Source organism: Mycolicibacterium sp. XJ2546 (assembly GCF_053483195.1).
Genome location: NZ_JBEFRW010000006.1, coordinates 166667 through 186140 on the forward strand (window position 1 = coordinate 166667; position 19474 = coordinate 186140).

Genomic DNA, 19474 nt, shown 5'->3' on the forward strand with positions numbered 1-19474 from the left:
CGCGGACGTGGGTACGTTTGAACTCGGTATGGATCAGCACAGCGGTGGACACGAACACGACCCATCCGACGGCAGCCATGTCGAGGAGGGTCCCGACGGCCGGACCGTCGAGCACCCCACCGCCGACGACTTCGGCCACGCCCGGGTGCTGCCCGAGGACCGGACGTGGTTCAAGCGCGCCGTGTTCTACGAGGTGCTGGTGCGGGCCTTCTACGACTCCAACGGCGACGGCTTCGGTGATCTGCGCGGTTTGACCGAACAACTCGACTACATCAAATGGCTTGGCGTGGACTGTCTTTGGCTGCCGCCGTTCTACGACTCCCCGCTGCGCGACGGCGGCTACGACATCCGCGACTTCTACAAGGTGCTTCCCGAGTTCGGCACGGTCGAGGACTTCGTCGACCTGCTCGACGCCGCGCACCGCCGCGGAATCCGCGTCATCACCGATCTCGTGATGAACCACACCTCGGATTCACACGCGTGGTTCCAGGAGTCGCGCCGTGACCCCGACGGGCCGTACGGCGACTTCTACGTGTGGAGCGACACCAGTGACCGCTACCGCGACGCGCGGATCATCTTCGTCGACACCGAGGAATCCAACTGGACGTTCGACCCGGTGCGTAGACAGTTCTACTGGCACCGGTTCTTCTCCCATCAACCCGACCTCAACTACGACAACCCCGCCGTGCAAGAGGCGATGATCGACGTCCTGCGGTTCTGGCTCGATCTCGGCATCGACGGCTTTCGGCTCGACGCGGTGCCCTACCTGTTCGAGCGGGAAGGCACCAACTGCGAGAACCTCCCCGAGACACACGCCTTCCTCAAACACTGCCGCAAGGTGATCGACGACGAATATCCCGGCAGTGTGCTGCTGGCCGAAGCCAACCAGTGGCCCGCCGACGTGGTGCAGTACTTCGGCGATCCCGACACCGGCGGCGACGAATGCCACATGGCGTTCCACTTTCCGCTGATGCCACGGATTTTCATGGCGGTGCGGCGCGAATCCCGGTTCCCGATCAGCGAGATCCTCGCACAGACGCCCGATATCCCGGAACTGGCGCAGTGGGCGATCTTCCTGCGCAACCACGACGAGTTGACGCTGGAGATGGTCACCGACGAAGAACGCGACTACATGTACGCCGAGTACGCCAAGGATCCGCGGATGAAGGCCAACGTCGGCATCCGCCGCCGCCTGGCGCCGCTGCTGGAGAACGACCGCAACCAGATCGAGTTGTTCACCGCGCTGCTGTTGAGCCTGCCGGGTTCACCGATGCTGTACTACGGCGACGAGATCGGCATGGGCGACATCATCTGGCTCGGTGACCGCGACGGGGTGCGCACCCCGATGCAGTGGACCCCGGACCGCAACGCCGGGTTCTCCACCGCCACACCGGGCCGGCTGTATCTGCCGCCCAACCAGGACGCGATCTACGGCTATCAGGCCGTCAACGTCGAAGCCCAGCGCGACACCTCCAACTCGCTGCTGAACTGGACGCGCACCATGCTGGCCGTGCGTCGGCGCCACGAGGCGTTCGCCATTGGCAGCTTCCACGAACTGGGCGGATCGAACCCGTCGGTGCTGACCTATGTCCGCGAGATCAACCGCGACGGCGGATCCGACACGGTGCTCTGCGTGAACAACCTGTCCCGCTTTCCGCAACCCATCGAGCTGAATCTGCAGGCCTACAGCGGGTACACCCCGATCGAGATGACCGGCTACGTCGAGTTTCCGTCCATCGGTCAGCTGCCATATCTGCTGACCCTGCCCGGCCACGGGTTCTACTGGTTCTCGTTGCGTGCTCCCGAACCCGAACCGAAAGACCAGCCATGACCTTGCCGTTCGACGAATGGTTACCGCAGCAACGGTGGTACGCCGGGCGCAACCGCGAGTTGGCGTCCGTCGAACCCGCCGTCGTGGTGGCGCTGCCCGACATTGCTAATCCGGCTGCGGGTCTGGACCTCGAGCTGATGCTGCTCGACGTGTCCTACGCCGACGGCTCTGCCGAGCGCTATCAGGTGATCGTCTGGTGGGACGACGCGGGCGCTGCCGGCGGTGGCCCGATCGCGGAGTTCCTCAACGTTGCCACCATCGGCTCCGCCGCCCACGACGGTGACCGCACCGGATACGACGCGCTGTACGACCCCACCGCGGCCAAGGCGCTGCTGGCGCTCATCGACAGCTCGGCCACCGTGGGCGACGTCCGGTTCAGCAAGGAACCCGGCGTCGAGTTGCCGCTGGATTCGGTGGCGCGGTTGTCGAGCGCCGAACAGAGCAACACCAGCGTGGTGTTCGAAGAAGACGCCATCCTCAAGGTGTTTCGTCGCATCAGTCCCGGCATCACCCCCGACATCGAGCTGAACCGGGTGCTGGCCGACGCGGGCAACCCGCACGTGGCCCGGTTGCTCGGCTCATACGAGGCGCGGTGGAACGGTGAACCGTATGCGCTGGGCATGGTCGCCGAGTTCGCCGCCAACTCCGCCGAGGGCTGGAATATGGCCACGACGAGCACCCGCGACCTGTTCGCCGAGGGTGACCTCTACGCCGACGAAGTCGGCGGCGACTTCGCCGGCGAGTCCTACCGGCTCGGTGAGGCGGTTGCGTCGGTGCACGCGACGCTGGCCGACCGGCTGGGCACTGAGACGACCGTGTTTCCGACGGATGCGGTGACCGCGCGGCTGCACGCGTCGGCCGAGGCGGTGCCCCAACTGCAGCAGTATGTTTCGTTGATCGAGGAGCGGTACCGCAAGCTCGCCGACGAGCCGATCACCGTGCAGCGCATCCACGGCGACCTGCACCTCGGGCAGGTGCTGCGCACCCCGGAACGCTGGCTGCTGATCGACTTCGAGGGGGAGCCCGGCCAGCCGTTGGAGGAGCGCCGCCGGCCCGACTCCCCGCTGCGTGACGTGGCCGGGATCCTTCGGTCCTTCGAATATGCCGCCTACCAACGCCTGATGGACCAGTCTTCGGAGTCCGGCGCCGAGGACCGCGACCGCCAACTGGCTGCGCGCGCCCGCGAGTGGGTGGACCGCAACGCCGCGTCGTTCTGCGACGGCTACGCCGAGCACGCCGGCGCCGACCCGCGCGACTCGGCGGCGCTGCTAGCGGCCTACGAGCTGGACAAGGCCGTCTACGAAGCCACCTACGAGGTGCGGCACCGGCCGAGTTGGTTGCCGATCCCGCTCAAGTCGATCGCCAAGATCGTGAGCTAATCCCAGCTCTTGGCGGGTCTAGGCGAGGCTGCGCAGCACGTCGGCGGCCGGTTTGGGTGTCCAGTCCGTGCGGTAGACGCCGTAGTTGTCCTGCGGGTCGGCGCTACCGGTGCTGCGGTCGCGGGTGGTGTAGATGAACGCCGGACCCGCGCCCGGCAGCGTGCGCCACGAGACGATGAAGTCGCGGATGCGGTCCGCCTGGGTGGCCTCGCTGACCTTCGACGTCGCCTCGCCGAACTCGGTGGCCCAGATCTGCTTACCGCCGTCACCGTTGGCCCCCATCACACCGCGCAGCTGGTCGTAGAGGCCGCGCGGCGAGTTCGCCTGACCCGTGGAGAACCGGGAGGCCTCGTTGTTGGTGAACAGGTACGGGTGATAGCCCACGGCGTCGAAGTTTCCACCGCCGCCGGCCGCGTACACGCCGTTGAGATAGTCCACCGGGTTTCTGGTGATCGAGAAGAAGTTGATGGTCGGTGACAATCCGCCCAGGACCACCGTGGCGTTCGGATCGGCGCCCTTGATCGCCGGGTAGGCGGCCTTCAGCAGGTCCGCAAACCGGTCGGGCTGCGGACCCTGCGGCCCGGCCCAGAACTGCACGGCGTTGGCTTCGTTCCACAGTTCGTAGGCGGCGATGCGCCCGGCGAAGTGCGATGCCATCGTGCCCGCGAACGTGCCGAACGCCTCGGCCGACGCCGGCGGTGCGGCGATCGCCGGTCCACCGCCGGTGGCCCAGCCGGGCGTGGAGTTCAACAGCGCGACGACGGCGATGCCGCGTGCGTTGGCGGCGTTGACGATGAGGTCGGCCTGACCCCAGTTCCACTCCTGCGGGGAGGGCTGGATGCCGGCCCACGGCATCATGATCCGCGCGCTGCGCACCCCGGTGTTGACCATGAGGTCCAGTTGACGGTTCACATCCTCGGGCGATAGAAACCACAGCCACGAGTCGGCGAACCCGAGCGAGGAGACGGCAGCGGTCTCGGTGACGGCATAGCTGCGGCTGTTGTCCGCGTCGGGACGAAGCATGTGGGTGAGGCCTGCCGATACCACCACCACGGCCGCCAGCGCGAGGACCGTCTGTAAGAGTTTGCGCACGTTTTTCCTATCTCGGACCTGATCTTGTTAGGTGTATCGGGATTGCCCGTGAGGAAGTTAACCAAAACCCGGCGGCGCCCAAACGGGCGGACGTCGATACCGGGATGATTGACGTTGCCGCTGATTATCGCGTGGTACGCGCCCGGTTTGCTGGCTGCCCGCGATCAGGTTACTGGCGCAGCATCAGGTCCAGCACCCGCTCACGCAGCGACGCCGACATTTCCTGGCTCGACGTCGCCTCGTGCAACAGGCCGACACCGGCGGCGAACAACACCGTCGCGCGCAAGTCGGCGTCGTCGCGCTCGAACCCGTAGTCGACGAAGGCCTGCCGGACCGCGCACAGCACGCGTTCGTCGCTGCGTCGAACGCTCGCCAGCACCGCGCCGTCGGTCAGCGCCCAGACCCGCATCGCGCGTTCCAGCGCACAGTGGTCGGGACGCATCAGCGTCTGCAGCATCGCCGACAACCGTTGGCGCGGATCAGCTTCGAAGGTCTCCTCGAACCGGCGCCGTCGTTGGTCGTGGAGGTTGCCCCAGGCGTGCGTCAATGCCGCCCGGTATTCCGGCATATCGGTGAAGTGCCAGTAGAAGCTGCCTTTGGTGACCGACAGCCGGTCGCACAACCGGCTGATCCGCAGCGCGGCCGGACCCCCCTCGGCGAGGACCGCCAAACCGGCCTGAATCCAGTCGTCGGCCGTCACCCGCCGGCCAGCACCGGTCGGCGCCGTCATAGGGCGAGCATACGCTGGTTATTGACACCGACGAATATATTCATTGTGGCAACCGCGGCCGCCTGGTAGGCGCCGCCGCTCGTCGGCTCCTACTCCGGCCCGCCCGACCGGAGGCACCCGTTTTTAAAACCCTCGTGCCAGCGCGGCGGCCACGGTTGCTATAGCTGGGGACCATACCATACGGGCTGGTACGGAATGGCCGGTTTTGCACGGAAGTCTGCTGGCGCACAACGCTTCTGACGCCGCGCCCGACCCGGCTGCCCATCCCGGGCGTTTAGCGGCTCCGCGAGTGGGCAACCGGATGTGCGTGGAGCCCGATAACACCGAATTCGACGCCTCGCCCAACGACGCCGGCGGGGTCGACGACACCCTGCGCCCGATGGAGGCGACCGATTCCGACGACGTCCGCAACGACGAAGGCGATGAGGTGGTCGATCCGCCGGAGGAGTGGGCGGCCGCCGACCACATCGCCGCCGAACCCGACGGTGAGTCCCTCGACGAGAAGCTGGCCGCCGAGCGGCCCGACCAGACCCCGAGGCCGTCCCCGCAAGGCACCGACGACGTCGAGCGCATCGACCCCGAAAGCCACGGCCGCAGCGAGGGCGATGTCGACGGCGCGCCGGAGGATGGCAGCTCGATCTTTCCCGTCGTCGAGTAGCGGTCAATCCGTCGGGGTGCGCAGCACCAGCATCGAGCGCGCCTCGACGGTGACCTTCGCACCCGCCGCGACCTCGGCGCTCTCGTCGTCACCGCCGGCTGCGGTGTCGACGACGGGAAGCCACGCCGGTGCGTATTTCTTGGCCGGGAGGGCGAACTCGATCGGCTCGTGGTGCGCGTTGAAGCACAGCAGAAACGAGTCATCGAGCACCCGCTGACCTCGCACGTCCAGATACGGGATGCCCTGGCCATTGAGGTACACCGCGATCGACTTGGCGAACCCGCTCTCCCAGTCCTCGTCGCTCATCTCCGAACCGTCGGGCGCCAGCCAGGCGATGTCGGGCAGACCCCCGCCGCCGCGCCGGCGTACGGGGTCCCCGGAGAAGAACCGTCGCCGCCGGAACACCGGGTGGGCGGCGCGCAGCGCGGACACCGTGCGGGTGAACTCCATCAACTCGGTGTCCGCGTTGGCCCAGTCGATCCAGGACAGTTCGTTGTCCTGGCAGTACACGTTGTTGTTGCCCTGCTGCGTGCGCCCGAGTTCGTCGCCGTGGCTGATCATCGGCACGCCCTGAGACAGCAGCAGCGTAGTCAGGAAGTTGCGCTGCTGGCGTGCCCGCAGCGCGTTGACCTCCGCGTCGTCGGTCGGGCCTTCGGCGCCGCAGTTCCAGGACCGGTTGTGGCTTTCGCCGTCGTTGTTGTCCTCGCCGTTGGCCTCGTTGTGCTTTTCGTTGTAGGACACCAGGTCACGAAGCGTGAAGCCGTCGTGTGCGGTGACGAAGTTGATGGAGGCGACGGGCCTGCGCGCGGTGTGCTCGTAGAGGTCGGCCGAGCCGGTCAGCCGGTAGGCGAACTCGTCGATGGTCGCCGGCTCACCGCGCCAGTAGTCGCGAACCGTGTCGCGGTACTTCCCGTTCCACTCGGTCCACTGCGGCGGGAAGTTGCCGACCTGGTAGCCGCCGGGTCCGACGTCCCACGGCTCGGCGATCAGCTTGACCTGGCTGACCGTCGGATCCTGCTGCACGAGTTCGAAGAACGTCGACAGCCGGTCCACGTCGTAGAACTCGCGGGCCAGTGTGGAGGCCAGATCGAAGCGGAAGCCGTCGACGTGCATCTCGGTGACCCAGTAGCGCAGCGAATCCATGATGAGCTGCAGTGAATGCGGGTGTCCGACGTTGAGGCTGTTGCCGGTGCCGGTGTAGTCCATGTAGTAGCGCTTGTCGTCCTCGACCAGCCGGTAGTAGGCCGCGTTGTCGATACCGCGGAAGCTGGCCGTCGGGCCCAGGTGGTTGCCCTCGGCGGTGTGGTTGTAGACGACGTCGAGCAGCACCTCGATGCCGGCTTCGTGTAGCGCACGCACCATCGCCTTGAACTCCTGCACCTGTCCGCCGGGGTTGGGGCTGGAGCTGTACTTGGCGTCCGGGGCGAAGAAGCCGATGGTGTTGTAGCCCCAGTAGTTGGTGAGGCCCTTCTCCAGGAGCGTGGAGTCGTTGGCGAAGTGGTGCACCGGCATCAACTCGAGCGCGGTGACCCCCAGCGAGGTCAGATGCTCGATGATCACCGGATGCGCGACGGCCGCGTAGGTGCCGCGGATCTGTTCGGGGATGTCGGGATGCGTCTGGGTCAGCCCCTTGACGTGGGCTTCGTAGATGACGGTGTCGGCGTACTCGTAGCCGGGCGGGCGGTCGCTGCCCCAGTCGAAGAACGGGTTGATGACGACGGACTTCGGCATGGACGCCGCCGAGTCGTCGTCGTTGCGGCTGTCGGGTTCACCGAAGGTGTAACCGAACAGCGCCTGGCCCCAGTCGAAGTTGCCGTCGATGGCTTTCGAGTACGGGTCGGCCAGCAGCTTGTTCGGGTTGCAGCGCTGTCCCTCGGCCGGGTCGTAGGGGCCGTGCACCCGGTACCCGTAGCGCTGGCCGGGTTCGATGTTGGGGATGAAGCCGTGCCAGACGAACCCGTCGACCTCGGGCAGCGTCAGCCGGGATTCGGTGCCGTCAACGTCGAACAGACACAACTCCACCTTGTCGGCGACCTCGCTGAACAGGGCGAAGTTGGTGCCGGTGCCGTCGTAGGTGGCGCCGAGGGGATATGCCTTGCCGGGCCAGACTTCCAAGATTGCACTCCAGTGATCGGTGAACGAGACGATACGGGGGATGCCCAATCGCGGCGCATCGCAACCGTGGTCCGTCGGATAGGGTGGGCGGTGCAGTTGGTCTGTTGGCGCTGAAGTTTGGCGTCGGCATCGAGCCACATGTGTGGCGAGAGGGAACCCGGTGAGAATCCGGGACTGTCCCGCAGCGGTATGCAGGAACGACTGCCGTCATCAGCACTGGCCCACCGGGGCCGGGAAGCGACGGCCACTAGGTGCACTTCGGTGCGTGCCTGCGAGTCCGAAGACCTGCCAGCTGTGCCGGACGCGCCGCGTCCGGTGGTTCATCGCCTCGTGGAATGGGCAGTGGCCGAAGCGGTGAAAACCCGTATTCGGTGCGCGTCCCCGGCGATGACCATCCGCCGTAGCAAGAGGACCACGTCATGAACACCACCGCTTTCAACGCCACCATTCTCGGATCTCCCCGCATCGGGCCGAACCGCGAACTCAAGCGCGCCGCCGAGAAGTACTGGGCAGGCAACTCCGATCGCAGCGAGCTGGAATCGGTGGCCGCGCAGCTGCGCCGCGACACCTGGGAAGCCCTCGTCGCCGCCGGGCTGGACTCCGTGCCGGTGAACACCTTCTCCTACTACGACCAGGTGCTCGACACCGCGGTGATGGTCGGGGCGCTACCGCCACGCGTCTCGGGGGTGGCCGATGATCTGGACCGCTACTTCGCCGCGGCCCGCGGCAACGACGAGATCGCACCGCTGGAAATGACCAAGTGGTTCGACACCAACTACCACTACATCGTGCCCGAGCTGGGCCCCGACACCAGGTTTACGCTGGATCCGGCCAAGGTGCTGGCCGAGCTGAAGGAGGCGCAAGCCCTCGACGTGCCCGCGCGCCCGGTGCTCGTCGGCCCGATCACCTTCCTGGCGCTGTCCAAGGCCGTCGACGGAGCCGCCGCGCCGATCGATCGGCTGGACGAGCTCGTCGCGGTGTACGCGGAGCTGCTCGGAGAGCTGACCAATGCCGGCGCGGCGTGGGTGCAGTTCGACGAGCCGGTGCTGGTGACCGACATCCTCGACAACACCGCGGAGTTGGCCCAGCGGACGTACGCGACGCTGGGCCGGTTGACCAGACGGCCGGCGCTGTTCGTCGCGACCTACTTCGGCGAGCTCACCGACGCGTTGCCCGCGCTGGCCCGGACACCGGTGGAGGCCATCGGGGTCGACCTCGTCGCCGGGGGAGTGTCGGCGGTGGCGGCGGTGCCCGAGCTGGCCACCAAGACCCTGGTGGCCGGCGTCGTCGACGGCCGCAACATCTGGCGCACGAACCTGGAGTCCGCGCTGGCGACGCTGGCGACGCTGATGGGCCTGGCCGACCACGTGGCGGTCTCGACGTCATGCTCGACGCTGCACGTGCCGTATTCGCTGGACGCCGAGGAGGGGTTGGACGCGCAGTTGCGCAGCTGGCTGGCGTTCGGGTTCGAGAAGGTCGCCGAGGTGGTGGCGCTGTCGCGGGGCATCACGACCGGGCGCGACGCCATTTCGGCCGAGGTGGCCGCGTCCAACGCCGCCGCCGCGTCGCGGCGCTCCGACCCGCGCCTGACCAACGAACAGGTGCGGTCGCGGATTTCCTCGATCGCCGCGTCGGGCGCCAAGCGGGGACCGGCCGACAAGCGTCGCGCCGCCCAGCAGGAGCGGCTGAAGCTGCCGGTGTTGCCGACGACCACCATCGGGTCGTATCCGCAGACGTCGGCCATCCGGGTGGCCCGCGCCGAGTTGAGGACCGGCAAGATCGACTACGCCGAATACGTGCGCAGGATGAAGGCCGAGATCGCCGAGGTGATCAAGCTGCAAGAGGACCTCGGCATCGACGTGCTGGTGCACGGCGAACCGGAACGCAACGACATGGTGCAGTACTTCGCCGAGCAACTCGACGGCTTCTTCGCGACACAGAACGGCTGGGTGCAGTCCTACGGCAGCCGGTGCGTGCGCCCGCCGATCCTGTACGGCGATGTCGCGCGGCGCCAACCGATGACCGTGGAGTGGATCAGCTACGCGCAGTCGCTGACCGACAAGCCGGTCAAGGGCATGCTCACCGGTCCGGTGACGATCCTGGCGTGGTCGTTCGTTCGTGATGATCAGCCGCTGGCGGAGACGGCGGCGCAGGTCGCGTTGGCCATCCGCGACGAGACGGTCGATCTGGAATCGGCCGGCATCGGCATCATCCAGGTCGACGAGCCGGCGCTGCGCGAGTTACTGCCGCTGCGGTCGAAAGACAAAGACGCCTATCTGCGGTGGGCGGTCGATGCGTTCCGGCTGTCCACGTCGGGTGTCGCGGACGCCACCCAGATCCACACCCACCTGTGCTATTCGGAGTTCGGTGAAGTGATCGGCGCGATCGCCGCGCTCGACGCCGATGTGACGTCGATCGAGGCGGCGCGTTCGGATATGGAGGTGCTGGAGGATCTCAACGCCGCGGGGTTCGCCAACAGCGTCGGGCCAGGTGTCTACGACATCCACTCGCCGCGGGTGCCCGGCACCGAGGAGATGGCGACGTTGCTGCGCGAGGCGCTGGAAGCCGTTCCGGCAGAGCGGTTGTGGGTCAACCCGGACTGCGGGCTCAAGACCCGCAGGACCGATGAGGTGACGGCGTCGCTGCGCAATATGGTCGCGGCAGCGACGCAGGTGCGCGGCTCGGCTAGCTGACCTGCACGCCGGCCGCGCGCAATTCCTCGAGGGCTGTGGCGGTCGAATCCGGGGCCACGCCCGCGGTGAGATCCAGCAGCACCCGGGTGGTGAAACCGGCGGCGTTGGCGTCGGCGGCGGTGGCCCTAACGCAGTGGTCGGTGGCGATCCCGACCACGTCGACCTCGTCGACGCCGCGCTGCCGTAACCAGTCGGCGAGCGCGGTGCCGTCGTCGTCGGTGCCCTCGAACCCGCTGTAGGCCGCCGAATAGTGGCCCTTGCGGAAGACGGCTTCCACGGCGGTGGCGTCGAACTCCGGGTGAAACTCCGCGCCGACGGTATCGGCGACGCAATGCCTGGGCCAGGACACCTTGTAGTCGGGGTTGTCGGAGAAGTGGTCACCGGGATCGATGTGAAAGTCCTTGGTGGCCACGATATGTGCGTAGTCGGATCGGTCGGCGAGGAGGCGGGTGACGTTGCGGGCCACCTCGCCGCCGCCGGTCACGGCCAGCGAACCGCCCTCGCAGAAGTCGTTTTGCACGTCGACGATGATCAGCGCCTTCATACCTCAACCGTAGCGCCGTCATCCGCCGAAGAGCAGATACAGCCCGGTGAACGTGTAGCCGACCATCACCAGCATCATCGCGAGCTGACCGGTGAGCTGGTGGTCGGCGGGCAGCAGCCGCAGCGCGCGGTCGTGCGCGGCGATCACCCCGGCGACGTGGCCGGCCAGTACGCTACCGACCTTGATGGTGGCCAGCAGCGAAGGATGAAGCGACAGTACGTAGTTGACTTCCGCGTCGAGCCCGAACAGCAGGATGATCGTCTGCTGACCGCGTTCCACCAGGTAGGTCAGGTAGTGCGCGAAGACATAGCCGATCACGATGGGGATCAGCGAATGCGCCATCTGTCCGGGCAGCGCGCGGCGCTGTTCGCGGTCGACGCCTCCGGTCGCAATTGCGGCCAGCCAGAACGTGCCCGCGACCACCCCGATGAACAGCAGCAGACCTGCCGTGCGGATCAAGGTGGCGGTCAGGGTGGACGTGGAGTTCTCGTCGACGAAATCGCGCCAGCGCGGCATCGCCGAAAAGCTGTCGAACGCAGTCGATCCCAGCAGCACGGCCATGACCGCGACGATCCCGGACCGGATCGGCAACGACGGCAGGTGATCGAACGGATTGCCGAACGCGACCAGCCCGCTGCGCGGGTCGCGCCGCCACGGCGACAGCCGCGACACCACCACGCTGTACACCTCGAACGGATCGGCCCGGCCATACCAACGCGGACCACACAGCAGCCCACCTGCCAGCGTGATCACCAGATAGATCAGCAACCAAATCCGGATGGCGCCAAGCGATCCGGGGTCGGGGCTGGCGAGCTCCAACCACACGAACGCGAACAGGCCCAGCGCGGCAGGCCAGTATCCCAACGCCGCCGGGTAGGCGCGGCCCAGAGAGCGCCAACCCCCGAGCCGATGCACCGCGCGAACGGGTGAGATCGCCCGCCACACCGGGCCGGCCACCAGCGACAGCGCCACCACGCCGACCCAGATCAGCACATAGAACACGCCGGGTAACGGGTTGTCGGCGTCCTGTGGTCCGATGATGGACGCCACCGCCACCCACACGGCGAACGCCAAACCGGCCAGCGCGACGACCCACCGGGTGACGGGTGCGTCGATCACCGTCGTCACCCAGCGCGGCAACGCGTGTGCGGGCTTGTCGGGATCGAAGCGGGGTTTGCGCCACGCGAACGCGACGATGGCGAACGTGAAGGTCAGCGTCCAGGCGGCGCCGATCAGGGCGTAGGTGAACGGGATCGGCAGATCGGTCGAGCCGCCAAGGCCGTGCGCCAGTACGGCCAGCGACGGGTCGGTTCTCACCGCACCTGGATGGTCGCGACGGTCTTGTTCGCGTCGTGCAACTCCACGTCGACGCGACCGGGCACGTCGACGGTGAACTGAAACTGCTGGCCCGGTTCCGCCTTGACCGGGAAGGTGTGTTCAGGGGTGGAGTGCACGTGCAGTTCGTCGGGGGCGTCGCTGTTGACGCGGATGACGATCGGTTCGCCGACCTTGGCCTCCAACTGGGCGTTGGTGGGATCGACCTGGCCCCCTTCGATGGTGACGTCGAGGGTTACGCGATCGGTCGGGCGCTGCTGGTCGGTCATGTCCGACGGGTTGACGGTCGTCGCCGGCGGCGAGGTGCCCTCCGCGGTGTCGCCGTCTTGTGAGCCGCATCCGACGGCGACAACGGCGGCAGTGGCCAGGACGACAAGTGCCTTACCACTGATCACGATCCTCCATCTTTGTTCTCGCGTTTGCGGCGATTCTTCACGGCGATGTACACGACGACGGCCGCGACCACGATCGCCGGAGCGAACGCCGGCACGGCGAGCCAGATCGGATGGTCGGCCAGGATGACGACGTTCGGGTCGTTGGGGACTTCCGTCATGCCGTCACGCCTGCACTGTTGGTCGCAATTCCGCCTCGCTGCCGGTCGGTTCGTGCCTGTTGATCCGGCCCCCGCCCCAGGTGACGCCGGCGACCATGGCCAACGTGCAGAACAGCACGATCAAGCAACCGATCAGCCACAACGCCTCGGGGATGTCCGGGCTGCGCTCACGCTGCAGGATCGTGATCTCGGCGACGAACGGACGCGTCGTCTGAGCCTCGGCCGGCACCTCCTCCGCACCGATACCGGGGTCGCCGGCCAGGTAGAGCGGCACCGCGGCCAACGTCTTACCGTCGTGCACCCGAAGCAGCGTCTTCCACGAACCCGAAACCGGCATCGGCTTCGTCGAGCGGTAGTGGCCGGGGCCGACCTCCTCCAGGTGGTCGATGAAGAGCCCGCGCTGATTGGCGATGCCGCCCTGCCAGCCCAGCACCGACACCCAATTGGGATTGTCGCTGAGCAGGTTTGCGGGGGTGAGTTGGATGTCGGCGGTGGCCTGCTGTTGGTCGCCGATACTCGGCGCCTCGGTGAGAGTGATTGTTGCGGTGGCGCTTTCCGGAACGTTGTAGCGCAGCCCGTTGGCTGTGGCGGCGCCGATGACGACGACGGTGAGTGCGACCAGCCCGATTCCGAGGGCGCGTCGCGGCAACCGTTCACCGCAGAGCACCATGCCGAGCAGGGCGCCGCAGGCGCCGGTGAGCACGGCGACCGGAACCGCCATCGCCAGCCCCTCGGCCCACAGGCTGGTCTCCCACGGGTAGGGGTAGACGGCGTTGATCCACAGCGACTCCAGCCAGAGCCCGACGGTGCCGATCGCCAGGCCGCTGACCAGGCCGAACACGATCGGCCGCTTCAGCAGTGGGGTCAGCGCGATCAGTTCGACGAGCACCGCCGCGCCGAGATAGAGCGGGAACCAACTGTTCGGCGCGTCGAGCACCGGCCCGACCGCCAGGGAGACCAGTCCGCGCAGCCCGATCGCCAGCAGAGCGGCGATGATGGCTGCCCCCTTGCCCATAAAGAGCCGTGCGCCGACCAGGGCGAAGGCGGCCGCAGCGGCGATGAGCATGGGCTGGAACGCCTGGCGGAACTGCTGTACGCCGAAGTCGAACTCGATCTGGTAGACCGACATACCGATGAGCACCCCGGCGAAGGCGAGGTACTGGACGAACTTCAAACCGATGCCGTCGGGCGGCGTGTCCGCACTGGCCGCCCGCCGCCCTTCGTGTTCGAGGTAAAGGGCGGCGATGGTGGAAAAGCCGGCGCCGCCGATCATCATCAAATGCGTTGGGCCCCAGAGGGTTACATCCTGACCGAAGATACGGTGCCAGACGTCGTCGAGCGGGAACCCCAGCAGCGCGTACAGACCGCAACCCGCCATCACGATGCCGCCGACCGGTGCGTACCAGGTGTCGGTGATCCGCACCGCCGACGGTCCGGGCTTGTCTTCAGCGCCCCCGAGGGGCAGGACCATCGCCAGGCAGCCCGCGACGAAGATGAAGAACAGGCCGGCCAGGATGAAGTAATGCGCCGGGTTGGCCAATGGGCCTTCGTCGCGGCCCGCGCCGATGTGCAGGCTGACGTCCCAGATGAAGCCGAACAGCGCGCAGATGATCGCCGTGATGAACACCGCGATGGGCAGTGCCACCCACGACGGGCGTTTGAAGCGGCGCCCCGACCAGTCGGCGAGGCGGGTCAACCAGCTGATCTTGCGGCTGCGATGCAGCCAACCGATCCACAGCAGCAGGGCGGTCACGACCGCCGCGAAGATCGACAAGCCGATCACTTCGTCGAGCGCGGCGCCTCCGCCTTCGTCCTGCGCAAGGAGGGAAATTTCCGTCGTGTCCATCGTGTGCCCTACCCGGTTGATGTCGGAGGAAACTTCTTACTGTGCAGTAATGTTGCCAGAAATCCGGGTGGCCAAACCAGGCGGGCACTAGGCCACCACCCGGAACGTCTCCAGTGTCGGATCGGCGGCGTCGGGAAGGTTCATGCCCGCGCGCAACCCCGAGCGCAGATAGTCGATCACCGCGTCGTTGAGGCGCTCACCGGGGACGACGGCGGGAATGCCGGGTGGGTACGGCGTGATCTGCTCGGCGGCGATGCGGCCGCCGGCCTTGACGGCAGGCACCGATTCGGTGCGTCCGAAGAAGGCGTCGCGCGGCAGCTCGACGGTCTCGAGCTCGATCTCCGACGGGGAGGGCAGCCGCATCGGTGGTGGCTTGTCGAAATCGTTGGCGGCCTTGCGCCACGTCCACAGCGCGTCGAGCAGGCGTTCGGAGGTCGCCTTGTCGTCGGCGAAGGACATCGTCGCCAGGACGCGGCGGTGATCGCTCATGCCGAGGTCGATGTGGCGGTGGTCGCGGAGCCAGTCTGCGACTTGGTAGCCCGTCGTTCCGACGGCCGACACGTCGATCAGCACCTGCAGGCGGTCGAGGTCGTGTGAGGCTTCGACGCCGAGAAGTTCGTCGTCAAGCACCTCGACGCCGGGGATGAGTTCGATGTCGTCGCGCAGACCCCAGGCCAGTTCCATTGCAGCGCCGAGCAAGTCGCGGCCGTGCTCGACCATCTGTCTGCGCCAGCCGTCCATCGCGGCGTAGATCGGCACGCTCGGACTGGTGGTCATCAACAGGTCGGCGCAGGCCGACAGCCGGTCCTGGTCGATGAGATCACCTTGGAGGTGAAAGACCGAGCCCTGTTCGAACCCGGCACCCATCTTGTGCACGCTGACCACGCAGACGTCGGCGCCGGCATCCATCGCCCATGTCGGAAGGTTCTCATGGAACGGCAGGTGAGCACCCCAGGCCTCGTCGACGACCAGCGGCTTGCCGCGAGCGTGGCATACCTCGGCGATGCCGGCGATGTCGGCGCAGGTGCCGTACGGGCTCGGGCTGACGACGAGGGCGCCGGCGGCTTCGGGGTGGGCGTCCCAGGCCCGTTCGAATTCGGCGGGCGACGGGGGATGGGAGATGTGCTGTTCGGTGTCCCAGCGCGGGGTGACCCAGTGCGGCTGGACACCGGAGAAGATCAGGCCTGCGACGATGGACTTGTGGCTGTCGCGGGGCACGATGAGGCTGCCGCCGCCCGATGACGCGGCGGACTGGTCCGGACCGCCCGCGACGGCCATCATCGCGGCCTTGACCGACAGTGAGCTGCCGCAGGTGGAGAACCAAGCGACTTTGGCGCCGACGGCCTCAGCCATCAGGTCTTCGGCCCGCCGGAGGTATTTGTTTTGTGAGCGGCGGTCGTCGAGGCCGCCGTTGGCGAGCAGGTCGTCCCGGAAGGCTTCCTGCCCGAGCACGGCGAGGACGCGTTCGTCGACGCCGCGGCCTTGCCGGTGACCGGGCGGGCTGTATCCGTAGCGGTCGCGTTTCCGGTAGTTGACCAGCGCATCCAGAAGTGGCGCTTCGGACTGATCCATTTGGGCGGAATACCCCGGTTACGGGGTAAGCACCACCTTGACCATGCCGTCCTGCTTTTTCTGGAATTTGGCGTATGCGTCGGGCGCGGCCTCCATCGGAAGGCGGTGGGTGGCGAACTGTTCGACGCCGAGCGGATCGTCGGCGGTCAGCAGCGGCATGATGTCGGGCACCCACTTCTTGACGTTGGCCTGACCCATCCTCAGCTGAATCTGCTTGTCGAACAACGTCATCATGTTGATGGGGTCGGCGGCGCCGCCGTAGACGCCGGACAGTGAGATGGTGCCGCCGCGGCGCACCAGCGAAATGGCAGAGTTCAGGGCGGCGAGCCGATCGACGCCGGCGCGTTTCATCATGAGCCGTCCCACCGGGGATGGCAGGTAGCCGCTGGCGGTCTGTGCGACCTCGGCGACCGGGGATCCGTGAGCCTCCATGCCGACGGCATCGATCACCGAATCCGCGCCGCGGCCCTGGGTGTGGCTCTTGACCATCTCATCGGCGTCGTCTTTACGGAGATCGATGACCTCCGCGCAATAGTCGCGGGCACGGTCCAGGCGCTCGTCGACCAGGTCCACACCAATCACCTTGCAGTCCTTACGATGTGCTGCGATCCGGCACGCCATGGATCCGATCGGGCCGAGGCCGAGCACCACCAGCGTGCCGCCGTCGGGCACGGCGGCGTACTCGACGCCCTGCCATGCGGTGGGCAGCACATCGGAGAGGTAGACGTAGCGTTCGTCGGGTCCGTCGTCGGGCACCTTGATGTGGGTGTACTGGGCTTGGGGGACGCGCAGGTATTCGGCCTGGCCGCCGGCGACCTCGCCGTAGAGCTTGGAGTAGCCGAAGAGGGCGGCGCCGGTGCCCTGGTCGCGGTTCTGGGTGGTTTCGCATTGGCTCTGCAGGCCTTGGTCGCACATAAAGCAGTGCCCGCAGGAGATGTTGAACGGGATGACGACGCGGTCGCCGACCGTGAGGCCGTTGACGTCGCGTCCGACTTCCTCGACGACGCCCATCGCCTCGTGACCGAGGATGTCGCCTTCGCTCATGAACGCGCCGAGCACTTCGTAGAGATGTAGATCGGAGCCGCAGATGTTGGTGCTGGTCACGCGGATGATCGCGTCGTTGGGTTCCTTGATCGTCGGGTCGGGCACGTTGTCGACGGAGACGTTCCGCCGCCCCTGCCAGGTCACTGCGCGCATGGGCATCCTCCTCGTCGTCGTTGCCTTAGAACGTGCCCGTTGAGGGGCGGGCCAAACACTGAAGATGAATTCGTGGTTGGCGCGGGTCGTGGCGGAGCTGCGGGTTGGGCGGAATACTGTTTCTGGCCGCAGCGGTGGTGCGGTCGAGTTCCGCGGCGCTCCAGGTTGTTTGAACGGCGGGGCTCACCGCGCTGGGTGGTGAGGTTGCCGCCAGCAGTCGGCAACCCGCGACGGTTAGGGATAGGACCGCGGCGTCGTCGCGTTGAGCTTGCGTTCGGCGTTGACGCGTGCGTCGTTGTCGGCGGCGCGGGTGCGTCGTCGTCGCGGCATCTTCAGCGCGCGCCGCGCCGAGGGTGGGGGCGAGTTGGCCGGCGGTGGCAGATCGGCGGTGGTGGTGTCCCAGTGCGGGAAGTACAGCCGGCTCAAGGGTTGGGTGCGGTAGGTTCGCCCGCTGGGCGCGGTCCAGATGACGGTGCCATCGGGGCGTTGTTCGTCGTGCCAACCACAAAACGTTTTCAGCAAATGATGAAAACGGCACAGACACTTTAGGTTTGACGCATGGGTGGGCCCACCCGGATACGGAACCGTGTGGTCGACATCGCAGTATTCGGCGGGGTGCTCACAGCCGGGGAACCGACACGTCATATCGCGCATGCGCACGAACCGCTCACAGGATCGTGACGGGCGATAACCCGGATCGGCGATGTCGGGGGGCCGATACACGCTGCGCACCTTCGCGCCGTTGTTGATCAACTCAGCCAACAACGCCGGCGGGATCACCCCGCCACCGACAATCAACGCCGCCGACATCGGGTTATCGGGCTGGGGCGCCCACAGATTGGCCCCCGAGACCGCTGCGGACTTCGGCGGCGACACCGGCTCGGTCTCCGGCTGCGAGGCCGGCTCGTCGGCCACCGGCGCGGGTGTGGATTCCGGCGGCGCGGCCAGCTCGTCGGCGACCGGCGCCGGCTCGGATTCCGGTGCGGGCGCCACCTCGATCGGCACATCTGGGGTCGGGGTTTCGGTGGTGGTGCTCGTGTCGCGGGAAAGGCCCGCGGTGGACTTGTTGGTGTTCGCGGGGGTGGTGTCGGTGATGGCGTGGATGACGAACGCGGTCGCGCGCGGATCGTCTTGACCGGCCCACGGGCATTGCGGGCTGCGGCATTGGCACTTGAGTCGATCAGCGCCGACGGCCAACGCGCCCAGCGCATCGGCGCGACGCTGGCCTCTGTTGCGCGGATCGTCCTCACACACCCCGGCGATCATCTCGGCCAGCCGCCGTTTGAGCAGTTCGGCGTCGGTGGCCGAGAGCCGCCCGTAAACCGATGCGGTGCCGGTGGCGTCATCGGGCTTGCCGACCTGCACATCGCGCCGCCGGGCGGCCTCATGAAAACGCCGTTGCGCATCCGGGTCATGGGTTTCCACCACCGCATCCACGGCCAACTCCAGCCGCTCTTGGCCCAATGCCCCCCACGACGCGGCCCGCTGGGCGATCTCGGCATCGACGCGGGCCAGCGGTTCGGTACCGAGCACCAGATGGGTACGCCAGGTGATCGTGGAAATCACCTTGGCACTGATCATTCCCTCGCTGAACAGGGCGGCGACCTTGGGCAGCCGATCACGCAGCGCCAACCCGATCGCCATCTCCTGACCGGCCCGATAGCGGCTGATGCCCATCGCGGCGGCCACCTCGGCTGCCGCGCAATTCCACAAGTCGACCACCCAGCGCTGGCGTTCCTCATCCTCCGGCTCGCTAGCGCGTGCCGCCAATTCGCCGATCGCGGCCAACCGCCGCGCCGCCGTGCTCGCCTCAGTGCGAGCGCACGCCTCGATCTCGGCGACCAGCGCGGCCTCCTCGGCCGACCGAAACTCCGAAGCGAACATACGTTCGATTTTGCCAGAAGGGTACGACAGTTTTGAAGTTGTCCA

Annotated in this window: 15 protein-coding genes and 1 riboswitch; of the genes, 4 read left to right on the forward strand and 11 right to left on the reverse strand. The window is 67.1% G+C overall.

What is annotated here, in order from left to right; all coding sequences use genetic code 11:
* The first annotated feature begins 28 nt into the window (after positions 1-28).
* Positions 29-1831, forward strand: coding sequence for a maltose alpha-D-glucosyltransferase (gene treS, locus ABQE44_RS12735; RefSeq protein WP_448391704.1), 1803 nt, complete (start codon positions 29-31; stop codon positions 1829-1831).
* On the forward strand, positions 1828-3210 hold the full coding sequence (locus ABQE44_RS12740; RefSeq protein ID WP_448391705.1) for a maltokinase N-terminal cap-like domain-containing protein: 1383 nt from the start codon (positions 1828-1830) through the stop codon (positions 3208-3210). The genes treS and ABQE44_RS12740 overlap by 4 nt, the downstream gene beginning before the upstream one ends.
* An 18-nt stretch (positions 3211-3228) precedes the next feature.
* Here the strand turns inward: ABQE44_RS12740 and ABQE44_RS12745 are convergent, their stop codons facing one another.
* On the reverse strand, positions 3229-4302 hold the full coding sequence (locus ABQE44_RS12745; protein ID WP_448430080.1) for a cellulase family glycosylhydrolase: 1074 nt from the start codon (positions 4300-4302) through the stop codon (positions 3229-3231).
* A 169-nt stretch (positions 4303-4471) separates the two neighbouring features.
* Positions 4472-5032 carry a TetR/AcrR family transcriptional regulator gene (locus tag ABQE44_RS12750; RefSeq protein ID WP_448430082.1) on the reverse strand — a complete coding sequence of 187 codons (561 nt, stop codon included), beginning with the start codon at positions 5030-5032 and terminating at the stop codon, positions 4472-4474.
* Positions 5033-5333: 301 nt separating this feature from the next.
* On the opposite strand from ABQE44_RS12750, the gene ABQE44_RS12755 reads away from it, so the two are divergent.
* Positions 5334-5690, forward strand: a complete 357-nt coding sequence (locus ABQE44_RS12755; protein WP_448392023.1) for a hypothetical protein — start codon at positions 5334-5336, stop codon at positions 5688-5690.
* Between the two features lie 3 nt (positions 5691-5693).
* Here ABQE44_RS12755 and glgX read toward each other — a convergent pair whose 3' ends face one another.
* Positions 5694-7805 (reverse strand): glycogen debranching protein GlgX, encoded by a 2112-nt coding sequence (glgX, locus tag ABQE44_RS12760; protein WP_448391708.1) that lies wholly within the window; start codon positions 7803-7805, stop codon positions 5694-5696.
* A gap of 100 nt (positions 7806-7905) precedes the next feature.
* Positions 7906-8112: riboswitch (cobalamin riboswitch) on the forward strand.
* 112 nt (positions 8113-8224) lie between these two features.
* Between glgX and metE the strand changes: the two genes are divergently transcribed.
* Positions 8225-10498 carry a 5-methyltetrahydropteroyltriglutamate--homocysteine S-methyltransferase gene (gene metE / locus ABQE44_RS12765; RefSeq protein WP_448430084.1) on the forward strand — a complete coding sequence of 758 codons (2274 nt, stop codon included), beginning with the start codon at positions 8225-8227 and terminating at the stop codon, positions 10496-10498.
* On the opposite strand, the gene ABQE44_RS12770 is transcribed toward metE, so the two are convergent.
* The 8 genes from ABQE44_RS12770 to ABQE44_RS12805 form a co-directional block, all read right to left on the reverse strand.
* On the reverse strand, positions 10491-11042 hold the full coding sequence (locus tag ABQE44_RS12770) for an isochorismatase family protein (RefSeq protein WP_448391710.1): 552 nt from the start codon (positions 11040-11042) through the stop codon (positions 10491-10493). The two genes, metE and ABQE44_RS12770, sit on opposite strands and share 8 nt — an antisense overlap.
* Positions 11043-11060: 18 nt before the next feature.
* Positions 11061-12359 (reverse strand): hypothetical protein, encoded by a 1299-nt coding sequence (locus tag ABQE44_RS12775; RefSeq protein ID WP_448391711.1) that lies wholly within the window; start codon positions 12357-12359, stop codon positions 11061-11063.
* Positions 12356-12772, reverse strand: a complete 417-nt coding sequence (locus ABQE44_RS12780) for a hypothetical protein (protein WP_448430086.1) — start codon at positions 12770-12772, stop codon at positions 12356-12358. Before ABQE44_RS12780 ends, ABQE44_RS12775 begins: the two co-directional genes overlap by 4 nt.
* Positions 12769-12930 (reverse strand): hypothetical protein, encoded by a 162-nt coding sequence (locus ABQE44_RS12785; RefSeq protein ID WP_448391712.1) that lies wholly within the window; start codon positions 12928-12930, stop codon positions 12769-12771. The genes ABQE44_RS12780 and ABQE44_RS12785 overlap by 4 nt, the downstream gene beginning before the upstream one ends.
* Positions 12931-12934: 4 nt before the next feature.
* Complete coding sequence (locus ABQE44_RS12790; RefSeq protein ID WP_448391713.1) at positions 12935-14776, reverse strand: hypothetical protein; 1842 nt, start codon at positions 14774-14776, stop codon at positions 12935-12937.
* A gap of 87 nt (positions 14777-14863) precedes the next feature.
* The gene (locus ABQE44_RS12795) at positions 14864-16348 is read right to left on the reverse strand and encodes an aminotransferase class I/II-fold pyridoxal phosphate-dependent enzyme (protein WP_448391714.1); all 1485 of its coding nucleotides are present in this window, start codon (positions 16346-16348) and stop codon (positions 14864-14866) included.
* Positions 16349-16366: 18 nt separating this feature from the next.
* On the reverse strand, positions 16367-17545 hold the full coding sequence (locus tag ABQE44_RS12800; RefSeq protein ID WP_448391715.1) for a zinc-dependent alcohol dehydrogenase: 1179 nt from the start codon (positions 17543-17545) through the stop codon (positions 16367-16369).
* 234 nt (positions 17546-17779) lie between these two features.
* A complete protein-coding gene (locus ABQE44_RS12805) occupies positions 17780-19429 on the reverse strand; it encodes a DUF222 domain-containing protein (RefSeq protein ID WP_448430088.1) in 1650 nt (549 codons plus the stop codon).
* Between the last annotated feature and the right edge of the window lie 45 nt (positions 19430-19474).

Excerpts from the sequence above, each read along its gene's own strand:
- treS (WP_448391704.1), top strand. The coding sequence starts at position 29 with ATGGATCAGCACAGCGGTGGACACGAACACGACCCATCCGACGGCAGC.
- metE (WP_448430084.1), top strand. The coding sequence starts at position 8,225 with ATGAACACCACCGCTTTCAACGCCACCATTCTCGGATCTCCCCGCATC.
- ABQE44_RS12805 (WP_448430088.1), bottom strand. The coding sequence starts at position 19,429 with ATGTTCGCTTCGGAGTTTCGGTCGGCCGAGGAGGCCGCGCTGGTCGCC.
- ABQE44_RS12800 (WP_448391715.1), bottom strand. The coding sequence starts at position 17,545 with ATGCGCGCAGTGACCTGGCAGGGGCGGCGGAACGTCTCCGTCGACAAC.
- ABQE44_RS12785 (WP_448391712.1), bottom strand. The coding sequence starts at position 12,930 with ATGACGGAAGTCCCCAACGACCCGAACGTCGTCATCCTGGCCGACCAT.
- ABQE44_RS12790 (WP_448391713.1), bottom strand. The coding sequence starts at position 14,776 with ATGGACACGACGGAAATTTCCCTCCTTGCGCAGGACGAAGGCGGAGGC.
- ABQE44_RS12740 (WP_448391705.1), top strand. The coding sequence starts at position 1,828 with ATGACCTTGCCGTTCGACGAATGGTTACCGCAGCAACGGTGGTACGCC.
- ABQE44_RS12755 (WP_448392023.1), top strand. The coding sequence starts at position 5,334 with ATGTGCGTGGAGCCCGATAACACCGAATTCGACGCCTCGCCCAACGAC.
- ABQE44_RS12795 (WP_448391714.1), bottom strand. The coding sequence starts at position 16,348 with ATGGATCAGTCCGAAGCGCCACTTCTGGATGCGCTGGTCAACTACCGG.
- ABQE44_RS12770 (WP_448391710.1), bottom strand. The coding sequence starts at position 11,042 with ATGAAGGCGCTGATCATCGTCGACGTGCAAAACGACTTCTGCGAGGGC.
- ABQE44_RS12750 (WP_448430082.1), bottom strand. The coding sequence starts at position 5,032 with ATGACGGCGCCGACCGGTGCTGGCCGGCGGGTGACGGCCGACGACTGG.